This is a genomic window from Flavobacterium psychraerolatum, assembly GCF_025960985.1.
Classification (GTDB): domain Bacteria; phylum Bacteroidota; class Bacteroidia; order Flavobacteriales; family Flavobacteriaceae; genus Flavobacterium.
Genome location: NZ_JAOQMX010000004.1, coordinates 54,711 through 68,770, shown reverse-complemented (window position 1 = coordinate 68,770; position 14,060 = coordinate 54,711). Strand labels below are relative to the sequence as shown.

Below are 14,060 nucleotides of genomic sequence, written 5' to 3'. Positions count from 1 at the left end.
CAGCAGTAATATGCGTTAAAAAGATGAATTTTTAGCAGGTTTTGATATTATTTGGGTTATTTTTAATTTAGTAGAAGTCTGTACTTACAATTTTATATCTTTGTCTTACCCCAAAACCTACTTAAATTATGCTCAAACACTTATTTGCCCCCTTACTTATTGTATTTGGCTTTTCAAATACTATGAAAGCGCAATTTGGGTTTTCTCATGAAGTTGGAATTATTGCTGGCCCTATTGCCTTTCAATCTGATTATGGACAACGTTATGACCTGAAAACTAATCTTGAGAATTCTGGTTTTGGTATTGGAATCATTCACTATATGAATTTTTCATATGAAGCCGATTGTAACTGTTATACTCCTCAAAATTATTTTAATGACCATTTTAAATTTAGAACAGAATTGTCATACAATAAAACCAATTTACAACATGAAGGTGAATGGGTTAAACCTGAAAGGACAGGACTTGGGGCAGACCAATTAAGAGCAATGAAAGGAAGTACACAGTTGACTAATTTAGGCATACAATTAGAATATTTTCCTTTAAGCATACGTGATTTCACAGCTACAAATGGAAGTTGGGGGCCTTTTGTAAGTCTAGGTACTCAATTTAGTTATTACAATGCCGAGGTTCATTCCTCATTAGGGCCTTTAGGAACTCCTTCTACTACATTTCCAAAATACTTAACTCCCTCTGGAAACCATCCCTATGGTTTTTCGACCGAAAGTAATACGGTTTGGTCCGTGGTATCAAGTGTCGGAACACGTTATAAATTGTCGCCGCTTCGAGATTTAATGATTGATTTGAGATTTCAATATTTCTTTTCTAATTGGGTAGATGGTTTAAATCCAAATCCAAATATCTATAAAGAGAACAGATCCAATGACTGGCTCGTTTGGTTAAATTTTGGCTACATCTATTACATAGAATAATCGCTAAAAATCAAAATCCCAATTCTAACAAATCAGAATTGGGATTTTTACTTTCTCAAACATCTTACAAAAGAGAAAGTCTAAAATGTAATATATGCTATAACAAATTTACAACTAAAACAGCCCGTAAACAATTCTTTAATCGTTAATATTTTGCAAAATAATAGCTACGCAAAACACCTTAACCTCTTACTATTTTCTCCAATACCCAACTAGTATGCAATCCTGTTTTTCCAGTAGACGGGTGAGTTTTATTACCCAAAAGATGTTCTCTTATGTTTTGTACATGATTAAACTGTACATTTTCGGGATGATTTATAAACTGTTCTGTTTTTCCTTTTTCATTAGTCAATTTTATTGGGTTCTCCTCAAATATAGAAAATTCAATCTTACCCTTACTACCAATAATTTGTACCACATCTTCGCGAGTTGCACAACCAAAATTCCAGCTTCCAGCTCCTGTAATTCCCGTTTCATGAATCCAAGAAGCTACAATAGCATCTTGGGCAGAATACAAACCTTGTTGATTTGTAGTAAAACCAGAAATATTTATAATCTCACCCAACAAATACTCAAACAAATCCATTCCGTGGCTAGCCAAATCATCAAAATAACCACCTTTGGCTATTTTTGCATCCGTTCTCCAATTGTATTCGCCAGAATTATCTTGATCGGAAGTTGTTTTGCTTAGATGCCAACTGACGTGTCTAATTTCGCCAATTTCTTTTTCATCAACCCATTTTTTCACTTGAACAAATCGTGGCAAAGAACGACGATAATATGCTACAAATAATGGAATATTTTTTTCAGTAAATGCATTATACAATACCAAACTCTCTTCATAGGTTGGCGCCATTGGTTTCTCAATACAACAAGGCTTACCCGCTGCAGCTACTTTAAGACCATAAAAAGCATGAGAATCTGGAGGTGTAGCAATATATATAGCATCTATTTCGGGATCATTTATTAGTTCATCAGCATCAACATAATATTTTTTCACACCGTGCCTTTTAGCATAATCAGCACACTTTTGTGCATCGCGACGCATCACACCTACCAATTCGAAACCTTGTACTTTTTGATAAGCAGGGCCACTTTTTAGTTCAGTCACATTACCACAACCAATTATACCCCAACGAATATTTTTTGAAATTGATATAGCTACACTCATAATTAGGATTTAATAAAAATATTTACACTTTACACTTCATATTCTAAACTCAAATTTAGTTCAAAATAACGTTTTTATACCGGTAAGATGCTCCCTTTGTAAAATAATTAACAAAAAAAGAGTCGTTATGCAGCAACATAACGACTCTAACAAAATCAAACTATTTACTCCAAAAAAGATCAGTAAGAAATCAACTTATAACCTTACCATCTCTTCCTTAACTGTACTTATATAGTATATTTGTTTTATTTTAACTACAGCTATAATTTCAAAAAAGCTCTTAATTTTTATCCTTTATAGTAGTATTGTTTAAGGATTCTAATTTATAAAATGATCATTTTGGCTTTTTATCAATTGATAACTCATTTCCGTTACATATTTTGCCGCATTTTCCATTGCATCTTCAACGGTAATATCCATTTCCATAATCGATTGAATACGAGCTGGTTTTAAGTTACTCTTTATCAAGGCTACATCTTTTACAACACCTGCCAGAATCGAAAACGGAATATGGTTTTGATGTGCTCTTATACTCACCCCCTTAATCACCTTTCCTTCTACAGTTTGTTTGTCCAAACTCCCTTCTCCTGTAATAATTAAGTCTACATTATTTTTCACCGAAGCATCAAAGTGTGTTTGTTCCATAACAAAGTCAATTCCTGATTGCATTTTAGCATTCAAAAAACAAACCGCTCCAGCTCCCATTCCTCCTGCTGCGCCAGCACCTTGCAAGTGAGCTACATCTTTATGTAAATATCTTTCCACTTGCTTACTAAAATTCCGCAACCCCAAATCCAACTGCTCAATTTCTTCAGCCGAAGCTCCTTTTTGAGCTGCATACACATGTGCCGCACCATTAGGACCATACAACGGATTCTTCACATCACAAACTACCGTAAAGCAAATCTCATTCAAACTAAAAGATAAATCTTGATTTTTAATTTCATCAATGCTAATTAATCCTTTACCCGTTGGAGAAATATTTATTCCCTCTTTCGAAAAAAACTTGTAACCAAGTGCAGCTGCCATTCCTACTCCGCCATCATTGGTAGCACTACCCCCTATAAATAAAATTATTTTTCGAAACCCCTTATTAATTGCATCCAATATTAACTGGCCTGTTCCAAACGATGTCGAATTACACACATCTCTATTATTTTCTTCTACCATCAATAATCCCGATGCATTTGCCATTTCTATAAATGCTGTATCATCATTGTGCTTATAGGTCGCCGTAGTAGTTCGAAATAAAGGATCTATCGCTACCGCTGATTCTGTTTTTAATTCAAAATAGTTTTGCAAAATAGCCAGTGTACCTTCTCCTCCATCTGCCAACGGATGTTTTATCGTTTCAATCGTCGCGTCATAGTTAAGGATTCCTCGCTCAATTGCATTGCAAACCTCCATCGCCGACAGCGAACCTTTAAATTTATCTGGTGCTATTAAAATCCTCATCGCTTTTACGTTTTACAATTAAAAAAAAACACTCTCGGTGGTAATTTGCATTTATAAAAAACCCAAATTAGCAGCACTAATTTAGGCTTTTTGAACTAGTAAGCATTCTCAAGAGTGTTTGTTTAAATCTATTTCCTTTTTAAAATTATTATTTGGGCGTGCCACCATCCTCAAAAAAGGGCTAAATTATCTTTGCGTACAGGTGCCCTTTTTCAGGAAGCTGTCGGGCTATCCATGCTACTTCGGTAGCTTATTCCTATCCCTCACGCAAACCCGTTCAACCAAATATTATTTTATACTTATTAGCGTATTCCAGCCAAAATGGATGGCAAACTAAAACTAACTCCCAAAATAATAACAAAAAAGATTAGTAAGATGATAACATCTCTTGACAAAACATCTTCTCTTTTTACTTTAAATTCAATATTAAAATCTTTATTTTTCTCTGTTTTAAACAAAGCACTAACTACTAATGCCAACACAAAAGTGATCACAAAACCAGTAAGGTTAAACCAAATCCAGAAAATATCATCAAAGAAATATTTAATACTAATATTAATCAAAACCCCACCTACAATCCCCACATTCATCCCAATATAATTCACTCTTTTGACCAAAATAGCGATAATAAAAGTGGCTAATATAGGTCCGTAAAATTGTGACGAAATCATATTAATCAATTCTATCACCGTTCCTCCCGTATTCCCAAAAAGATAGGCTGAAGCAATACAAACAAACCCCCAAAATACAATAGAAATTTTAGACAATTTCATATATTTTGCTTGACTCAATTTCACTTTACCTCTATTAAAAAGATCCTCTACTGTTACCGCACCCAAAGAGTTGATCGTAGAACTCACAGAAGACATAGCTGCCGATAAAATTCCGACAATCAAAATTCCAATCATACCATGAGGTAAATATTTCATGATAAAAACAGGCAACATCAAATCTGGTTTAATACCGCTGGTTGCAAACTCTTTTGGATAATGCTTTTGCGTAACCGCTGCAATTTCACTCATGAAATCAGGCGTTAAATGTACCAAAGCTCCAATGATTAATCCCATAATACAATAGGTCAACACGACTGGAAAACGCAACAATCCATTGGCTAATAATATATTTTTGGCTGCCTTCTCATCTTTCGCAGACAATAATCGTTGTGCTTGTGTTTGATCGGTACCATAATAAGATAAGTATAAAAACAAACCTCCTAACATCATAGGTAAAAACCCAAAAGTACCACCATCAAATCCTAAATTATTCATGTCTACCACTTGCAAACGTTCCGTTTCAAAACCGTTGAAATTTGGATTCGCTTGCAATAAACCCCAACCGTAATAAATACAAATCAATAATCCACCAAAAAGGATAATCATCTGGATAGCATCACCCCATACTACGGCTTTCATTCCACCCATAAAGGAGTAAACAATGGTAATTACAGTAATCAATATAATGGTGTAGTGAAAGCTAATATTTAAAACCGACTGCAAAATAATGGCTATGGTATACACCGCAACGCCAGTAGATAACGAACGGCTAATTTGAAAAACAAAACTCAAAACAATTCGAGTAGAAGTCGAAAAACGTCTTTCAACAAACTCATATATACTTACAATATTCGCACGATAAAGTGGCGGAACAATAATCAAAATAATCCCAATCATGGCCAATGGAACTGCCAACTCAAAAGTCAACCATTTCATTCCTCCGCCTTGTGCTAAACCAACAAACGCAGGCGCCGAAATAAAACTGATGGCAGAGAGTTGGGTTGCCATGGCAGATAAACTTAACGGAAACCATCCCATTTCCTTACCTCCTAGGAAATAATCCTTTGCATCTTTGTTTTCCTTAAAAAACACTCCTAATCCTAGAAAAGCAATTAGGTAAACGATAACCACTATATAGTCTATCCAGTTCATAATTAATTATTTTATCAAAATTATTGATTCATCAAATCCAAGTACAAAGCGGCACTCCAAGAGAAATTTCCTCCTCCATACCCTTTGGTTTCTGTGTCATAAGCTGCTTTTATGGGATTAAAATACTCATAAAAACCAACTTTCGACAACAATTCAAAACTATCCGATTTTACTCTATCGGCAATTTCATCATAACCGTAATCTTTCAATCCATAATATAACATCCAGTTAAGGTTGATCCAAACCGGTCCTCTCCAATATTTCTTTGGATTGAAACGTTCATTCGTAGGATCAAAAGACGCGCATAAATACATATCATCACCACCAAACTTAGTCATCATAGTGTTTATGATTGTTGCTGCTTGTTCCTTGCTTGGAATCCCAGCAAACAAAGGTGAAAATGACGAAGAACTCACAAAGCGAATAGGCTTTTCATTTCTTAAATCATAATGAATATAAGCTCCTAGTTCCGCATCGTACAATTTCGAATTAAAAGAGGCTTTACTTTTTGTTTGCCATTTTTCTAGTTGTGCAATTTTATCTTCGTTTCCTCCAATGATTTTGTACAAATCAATCATTGCTTCATTCGATTTAATCAACATCGCATTGAAAAGCGGATCTTGAACTAAAAACGGAGATAGTTCGGCAATTTTTTGGTCATCATAATTGTGCGCTTTTGCAATATCTATAATGTACAAATAATGGTCGTATTCTCTATTAGAAGGACGCTCCGAAGGGTCAATAAGCTTAGTATCTTTTCGTTCAAAAGTATACGTTGGCGGATCCATTGTTTCCCAAATATCATCCCAAAGTGGCGAATTATCTGTTCCCGATTCCCAATTGTGGTAGATGTACACCAAGCCTTCATTTTGAGGATCCCTCTTACTATAGAAATAGTTGTGATTGTCGTATACTTTTCCAATATTTTCTGTAATAAATTGGAGTACATCCTCTTTATTTTGTGCTATTTGATACATTTTTTCTAATGTAAAGCCCAAAACGGGAGGTTGTGTCATTCCTGTTGAAGGATAGTCTTTGTTGGACAAAGGATGCAACTCGGCTTGGTGGAAATCTGGTCCAGGAAAATAAGTGTCGGACTTTTGATGAAAAACAATATGTGGAATAAATCCATTCTCCCATTGTGCATCAAGAAGAGTTTTCATCTCAGTCTTTGCTTTTTCCATATCATAATGTGCAAATCCAAGCGCAATAAATCCAGCATCCCATTTCCATTGAAAAGGATATAGCCCTTTACACGGAATAGTATATCCTCCCGCTTGAAAGTTTTCATTTAATATTTGTTGTGCTTCTTTTGTTAAATTAGTAGCCATAATGAGGGGGTTTTAATAAAAAGGATGCTCTTACAGAATGAAACAGCATCCTTTTTTAATGTTTAATTTATTAGAAATTGAAAGTCAAATTCATCAAAGCTGTTCTAGGAATAATAGGTCTTCCTACAAAGAATTGTTCATCTGTCTGGTTATCACCCAATCTTGGAGAACCTTCTGTGATTCCAGCAGAGTTAAACAAGTTGAAAGATTGCGCTCCTATACGTAATGTTTCGTTGTCTTTACCCACATTGAATGTGTATCCTAAACTTAAATCTACAATTCCAAAACCTTTTAATAAAACTGTATTGGCATCATTTGTATATTTATCCCCTGCATAGTTATAATCAAAATTGGCATCAAAGTTTGATTTGTCATAAGACAATCCCAATTTTGTCATTACATTCGGTTGTCTTGCCAATTCATTTCCTACGAATGCTGGATTGTTCTCTGATTTGGTTAATTCATGTTTTTGGAAGGTAAATGTTCCGTTAAAAGCAAATCCATCTATAAATCTCCAATTCCAAGTAGTTTCTATACCTGCAGATTTTGTATCTTGTAAATCTACTTTTTCAACAAATCCACCTATACCATCATTCAAAAAGGCAATGTTTCTTCTATTTGATAAGGTAAGAGAGAAAAGTGCTGCTGTTCCAGAAAAATTTCCCTTTCCGTATTTAACCCCTATTTCACCTTGAATAATTTTTTCAGGAGAATAAGTAGAATGCCCCCCAGCAGCATTAATTTTTACAGAACGTAATTCTGGAAAGAAATACCCTTTTGAAAAATTCCCATAAACACTAGAACTAGTATTTATTTTGTATAAAGCAGCTAATGAAACAGCATAGTCATCTGTAGAAACGTTTGCGGTTTCATATGCTCCTGTTCCCCATTTAATAGAAGCAATTTTGGCGTTACCCGTAAAAGTACTCATTGTAAAATCTGCAGTTTTTTCATTTTGAATAGTTCCAGAGGCTGTTTCATGTCTTACTCCAATATCAAAATTCCATTTTTCCAATTTAATTTGATCTGTCAAAAAGAAGGCTAATTTATTACTAGTAATATTTTTGTTTGAATAACCCGCTCCTCTATTGGTAACACCATCTACAGTATAACCCGAAAGATTAACCAATCCAGGACGATTACTGTACTCGCTTAAATAACCAGTCGTAATATTAAGATCTCCTGCAGAAGCTCTAGACATAAATGTCCCAGCTGTTACAGTATGTACTCCCATTTTGTTAATTAATTTAATCTCTGATACCAATTCGTCTAATGGACGAACTCTATCCAATATTCTATTTTCGAATAAAAGTGCATTTGCTGGTAACGCTACTCCATTTAAGGTTGTAAAATTTCCTGCTGTTATATTTCTTGCTGCTTTATACTCCGCTTGCGTTTCAACAACTTTTGGACCTGTTAATCCACTTCCGTCTAAGAATAAATTAAACTGGTGTTTGTAGTTTGATTTTCTGATTTTAGCATCAATAGAAAAATTATCTGAAAAATCGTGAACAAAATTCGTCATAAAATAGCCTCCTTTTGTAGCAACTCCATCTCTAATATTTGTTTTAAAAATTCCATCAGGAGTAGCATATGAAATGTTTGCCGCTGCAGCGGTCTGCAAAGTCACGATTTCTTTACCGTCATTTCCAAGTGGTCTTGTTCTACTCCCACCTTGTAATGGATAAGGCAAAAAGAATTGTACTTTATCATCAATCACTTGTCCAGAAAATGTAATGGTAGTTTTCTCTGTTACTTTTTTTATGTTTCCACGAATTTGATATCCTTCAGTAGGCAATCCTGTTTTGATTGGTCCCTCATCATAACGATAAAAACCTGTAATGGCATAAAACATATTAGAATCTTTTCCTCCTAATTGACCACTAGATAAGAAGTCTGCTTTGTATCTAGAATTTGTTCCTACTTCTGTTTTCAAAATGTTCTTTGGCGTAACCGAACCTGTTTCGCTAGTATAGTTGATAATTCCCGCAACAGAACCTGCACCATACAATACTGATGATCCACCACGAATAAACTCTAAACTTTTCATCCCAATATCTGTTCTAAAATAAACATCATGAGCAGATGAATTCAAACCAAAAGTAGATAATACTGGCATTCCATCAATTTGTATCGGGTTGAACTGGAATTGTCCTCCAGAAGGCAAACCTCTCACAAATACGTTAGACCCTACTTCACCTCCACCATTTTCGGTAGTAATCCCAGGGACACTTCTCAAAATATTTGCTTGGCTACTCGTATTTAATTTTGTTAAATCTTTTGCACTAAAAGAGGTTACAGATACAGGAGTTTCTTTTTGAGAACGTTTTACCGAAGTACCTGTTAATACAACTTCGTCAAGCATCTCCATACTCTCTTTTAATTGAAAGTCTAATCTAAGATCACTTCCAGCTAATTTGATGTTTTTAATTTGGTCTTTAAAACCAATTGTAGCAACTTTTACTTTTTGATCGCCAATCAATTTTGTGATCAAAACATACTTCCCATCAAAATCTGTAGTTACTCCTACTTGAGTTCCTACAATAAGTACATTCACTTGTGGAATAGGATTATTCTGTTCATCAGTTACCGTTCCTTTTACGGTAGTTTGCGAATAGGAAACTGTTCCTATTAACAACAAAAATACTTTGATAAAGTTTTTCATAATTTGGTTGATTAATTAAGTTATATGGTTATTTGTTACCGCTAATGTATATTGAAACTCAATGAATTGATTCTTAAAATTAACGAAATATTAACGCAACCGTTTGCGGTAACGTTTGCGAACAAAAATAATTAACTACCTTTACATAGTAATTTGATAAAAAATGAGTAAAAAAAATATCATAACATTAAAAAAAATAGCTTTAGATTTAGAATTATCTATTTCTACAGTTTCGAGAGCTTTAAACGATCATTCAGATATTAGTGAAGAAACCAAAAATCGTGTTAAAACTTATGCTAATAAAGTAAAATATGTCCCCAACTTATTCGCCAAAGGATTTCGTTCGCATAAAACAAATATTATTGGGGTTATAATCCCTAATATAGAACATCGTTTTACCTCCACATTATTAAGAGGAATTATTTCGGCCTCCGAATTAAACGGGTACAAAGTCATCATTTGTGAATCCTTCAATAGCGATACTAGGCAAGCCGAATTACTAGAAACTATGATTCAATTTGGAGTTGATGGCGTTTTATTATCATTGACTAAAAAAACGCAAAATGTAGATGAAATTCTAGAAATGATGAAACACATTCCGCTTATCTTATTTGATCGAATTTCGAATAAAGTACCTTGCACACAAATTATCATTGATGATGAGGGTGCGGCTTTACAAGCAGTCGAACATTTGATTAATACGGGCAAAACAAGAATTGCCATCATCAAAGAGACAGACAGTTCCAATGTGTCCGAAAGACGATACCAAGGTTACCTTAAAGCCTTACGGAAACACAAAATAGAAGTAGACGAAAGCCTTATTCTGAGTTCTGAAGACTTATCAATTGAAGAAGGGCAACGGCAAACCAAAATATTATTGAGCTTACAAAATAGACCAGATGCCATTTTTACTATTATTGATGAAGCCGGAATTGGAGCAATAAAAGAACTCAAAAAAAATAAAATTAAAATTCCCTCAGAGGTTGCAGTTGTAGGCTTTAGTAACTCAACTTTCTGTACAATTATACAACCGAAGATGTCTAGTATTGATCAGCCTGGAAACCGAATTGGAGAAGTAGCCGTAAAGTATTTGATCGAAGAAATAAACTCAGAAACAACAGTAAACCACAAAACGATCGAAATAAAAACCAATCTAATTGTAAGGAAATCATCATTCAATTCTTTGAAAAAATAAATTTTCAATACAAAATTTCCAATATTAAAAAGTTATAACCTTTATGACAAAAAAAGCTATTATAAAAAACAAAGGGAAACTTCTGAACCACCAGAATTCCCCTTTGTAACCAAAAAAAATATTAAAAAAAAAACAATAAACCTTTACCTAATACATCATTTTTTGTTTCAGATTTTGTTCTATTTTGAACTCACCCGAATTTTTAATGATATTATCTTTTGGGGCTTGCCCCTTTTCTCCCCAGAATATGGCAATCACTTTAATTGGATTGTTTGTGAAATTATTATTGGAAATAATCACATTTACAATTCCTCTAGTTTTAACCAAAATCCCACTCACTTCTTCTTTCCCAGAGTTTATTACAGAATTATTTTGAAAAATTAAATTCCCTCCAATAGTAGATTCATCATAACCACCACGGTAGTAATCCAGCACACTAGATTGTATACCATCAAATTTTGAATTTTTAATGTATACGAATTCTGCATTGTATTCTCCCAAATCTTCATTCTCATCTGCTAAGCGAATTCCTCTTTTACAATTTTTAAAAATTGAATTATCTATCGAAATGGTATCCGAAAACGCATCTTTATAAGCATTTAATACCGTATCAAAATTGCTAACTTCTATATTATTGGTCGAAAGATTATAAGCACTTTTCATGTTTTTCTCTAAAGTTGCAAAAGCATATTGTACTTTGTTTCCTTTCAAAATTAGATTCTCAACCACCAAGTTACCTTTTGGCTCCATCAAAAAAGCAGGGCTTTTGCTAGCTCCAGAATACACAATTGTTGCTTTATTTTTCTTGTCTTTTCCTTTAATTGTGATTACTTTATTAATGACTAATGATGCTTCTATTTTGTAGACTCCTTTTTTTAATTCAATAATAGTTCCATTAACCGCACTCTCCAAAACAGCTACCAATTCTTTGGTAGAAGCTACTTTTATCGTTGCTGTAGTTGCTTTATTCATCTTTGTAGAAAACCAGTTGGTTCCGTACGCTTTTGCTACAATTGTTCCTTTATTTTTATCCACAGGTAAAACTATTGCGCCAATTGCATTTGATAAGACTCTATCTTTGCCAAAAATATCTTTTTTAATGTTTTCGAAATCAAAGCCATTATAAACATCAATATTATTTGTAGTAGGAACATACAACCAATCTGATATTTTGGTTGCAGAAAAATTTTCTGTTTGAATCCCACTATCTTTTACAACGCTGTTATTAGGACTATTCAAAATATTGTTTTTGAATACTACTCCATCTACCTTATCATACGCCTTCACCGGAAAGTTATTTGGTATTTGATTGTAAATAACATTGTTTGCAACTACAATTCTATCGGGTCTTGCCGAACGGATTTCTTGTGCTGGTAACACATCACTTTTACTCATATTTGCACCAACACTGAACTGCCATGGTGTACTACAATCTACAAAAGTATTATAAGCAATCACTGCATCTGTCACTTGATTGTAGCGATTTAATGGAGATTTTGGAACTCCATTCATAACTGCCAAAGCGCTTCGAAATTCATCACCTTTGATTTTATAAAAATAATTATTAGTGATCCAGTGTCCTGTATTCACTACACGAACACCTCCCATGAAATCAGAATTTTTGTCTCCTATAAATATGTTTCCGTCAATAGTACAGTAATTTCCATGACGCAATACCAATGAACCTTCAGACTTGTAGAAAATATTATTTCGGTATTCATTATAATTTGATTTGTTCGAAATAATCTCAACCTCACCATCACATCTTTCGAATAAATTATAAGAAACTAGAGTAAATGAAGGCACCATTGAAGTTCCGCTGTCTCCAATTTGAATTGTTTCACCATGTGGCCCTCCTTTTCTAGGTCTTGGTCCAAAATGATTGTTGGTGATTTTGTGATGATTATTGATATGTTCATTTCCTTTCAAAACTACCATTATAGTTGGCCCTTGATTCGATTTTCCAGTAATATAATTGTGATCCAATTGATTGTTTCTTCCCCAAAATTCAATCCAGTGATCGTCTTTTACACGATTTAATTGCGTAAAATCTTCGATAACACATTGTGAAATTTTACAATGATTAGCTATTAATGTTTCGTCTATATGAAAATCAATTATGGTACTCGATGGAGTATATCCATTTCTGAAGTACAATCCACTCACTTCAAGGTAAGTCCCTCCTATTTTTAAATCAGAAACTCCTTCTATAAAAACTTCTCCTGAAGTTTCGGCTCTCATAACAATCGGAGCCTCTTGCGTTCCTTTTCCCTTGAATTGTATTTGAACATCTTTCCACACCCCATTTGCTAGAATAATTTCATCTCCAGCTACGGCCTCTTTAATCGCTGCGTTTAACTCTTGCAAATTAGTAACCTTAGTACTTTTACCCATATCTGTTGGACGAAAGGAAAACAATAAAAAAATGATTCCTAAGAAAATTACCTTCTTCATAACGTTATTGACTTTTATATTTTAATTACTTATCTTTACGTAAACTAAATTGGTTTGCCAGTTTGGGTTTCCAAATATAGACATAAATTATTGATTTCAATACCCTTTCTTTTAAAAAAAATTATTAAATGAAAAAATTATCTGCCACAACCAGAGAAAAATTAAAAACAGTAAGCACACCTACTATTGCAACTTGCTTGTATAAAAAAGGATTTAAAAATCAGTTCATCCAAGAAGTAAAACCATTACAATTAGGCAAACCCACTATGGTTGGAGAAGCCTTTACTTTACGATACATTCCGGCGAGAGAAGATCGAAATCCAATCACTGTTTTTAGAAATGTAGATCATCCACAACGAGTTGCAGTCGAAACATGTCCTGAAGGAAGTGTATTAGTGATTGACAGCAGAAAAGATGCTCGTGCAGCCTCTGCCGGAGATATTTTAGTATCTCGATTGATGGTTCGTGGAGCCGCAGGAATTGTTACCGATGGTGGCTTTAGAGACTCCGCATCAATAGCAAATTTACCATTCTCAGCATACCATAATCGCCCATCTGCTCCAACCAATTTGACGCTGCATGAAGCATTGGATATCAATATTCCAATTGCATGTGGTGACGTAGCCATTTTTCCTGGTGATGTACTTGTAGGAGATGATGATGGGGTCATGGTAATTCCTGCTCACATTGCTGACGAAGTAGCTGATGAATGTATAGAAATGACGCTGTTCGAAAATTTTGTTTTAGAAAAGGTAGCTGAAGGCAAACCTATTATTGGGCTCTATCCTCCAACGATCGATCAAACATTGGTTGATTTTGAAGAATGGAGAAAAAGAAAGTAGTTAAAAAAAGTTCCACAGATTAAAATAATTAATACAGATGGAATCTGTGTAATCATTTTAATCTGCGGCAAAAGTAGGACCTAACAATTC

The 14,060-nt window shown here is 34.1% G+C and carries 9 protein-coding genes; 3 read left to right on the top strand and 6 right to left on the bottom strand.

Annotated features, from left to right (window positions below; genetic code table 11):
* Positions 1–128: 128 nt before the first annotated feature.
* Positions 129–932 (top strand): THC0290_0291 family protein, encoded by an 804-nt coding sequence (locus M2326_RS02850; RefSeq protein ID WP_413603255.1) that lies wholly within the window; start codon positions 129–131, stop codon positions 930–932.
* Positions 933–1,113: 181 nt separating this feature from the next.
* On the opposite strand, the gene M2326_RS02845 is transcribed toward M2326_RS02850, so the two are convergent.
* The 5 genes from M2326_RS02845 to M2326_RS02825 form a co-directional block, all read right to left on the bottom strand.
* Positions 1,114–2,103 (bottom strand): Gfo/Idh/MocA family protein, encoded by a 990-nt coding sequence (locus M2326_RS02845; protein ID WP_264618040.1) that lies wholly within the window; start codon positions 2,101–2,103, stop codon positions 1,114–1,116.
* A 318-nt stretch (positions 2,104–2,421) separates the two neighbouring features.
* Positions 2,422–3,558, bottom strand: coding sequence for a glycerate kinase (locus tag M2326_RS02840; RefSeq protein WP_264618039.1), 1,137 nt, complete (start codon positions 3,556–3,558; stop codon positions 2,422–2,424).
* A gap of 302 nt (positions 3,559–3,860) precedes the next feature.
* Positions 3,861–5,483: a sodium:solute symporter family transporter gene (locus M2326_RS02835; RefSeq protein WP_264618038.1), complete on the bottom strand. Its 1,623-nt coding sequence runs from the start codon at positions 5,481–5,483 to the stop codon at positions 3,861–3,863.
* Between the two features lie 20 nt (positions 5,484–5,503).
* Positions 5,504–6,814 (bottom strand): amylo-alpha-1,6-glucosidase, encoded by a 1,311-nt coding sequence (locus tag M2326_RS02830; RefSeq protein ID WP_264618037.1) that lies wholly within the window; start codon positions 6,812–6,814, stop codon positions 5,504–5,506.
* Between the two features lie 70 nt (positions 6,815–6,884).
* Positions 6,885–9,479 (bottom strand): TonB-dependent receptor, encoded by a 2,595-nt coding sequence (locus M2326_RS02825; RefSeq protein ID WP_264618036.1) that lies wholly within the window; start codon positions 9,477–9,479, stop codon positions 6,885–6,887.
* 163 nt (positions 9,480–9,642) lie between these two features.
* On the opposite strand from M2326_RS02825, the gene M2326_RS02820 reads away from it, so the two are divergent.
* The gene (locus M2326_RS02820) at positions 9,643–10,674 is read left to right on the top strand and encodes a LacI family DNA-binding transcriptional regulator (protein ID WP_264618035.1); all 1,032 of its coding nucleotides are present in this window, start codon (positions 9,643–9,645) and stop codon (positions 10,672–10,674) included.
* 147 nt (positions 10,675–10,821) lie between these two features.
* Here the strand turns inward: M2326_RS02820 and M2326_RS02815 are convergent, their stop codons facing one another.
* The gene (locus M2326_RS02815) at positions 10,822–13,128 is read right to left on the bottom strand and encodes a chondroitinase-B domain-containing protein (protein ID WP_264618034.1); all 2,307 of its coding nucleotides are present in this window, start codon (positions 13,126–13,128) and stop codon (positions 10,822–10,824) included.
* Positions 13,129–13,256: 128 nt separating this feature from the next.
* Between M2326_RS02815 and M2326_RS02810 the strand changes: the two genes are divergently transcribed.
* The gene (locus M2326_RS02810) at positions 13,257–13,970 is read left to right on the top strand and encodes a ribonuclease activity regulator RraA (protein ID WP_264618033.1); all 714 of its coding nucleotides are present in this window, start codon (positions 13,257–13,259) and stop codon (positions 13,968–13,970) included.
* Positions 13,971–14,060: the final 90 nt, after the last annotated feature.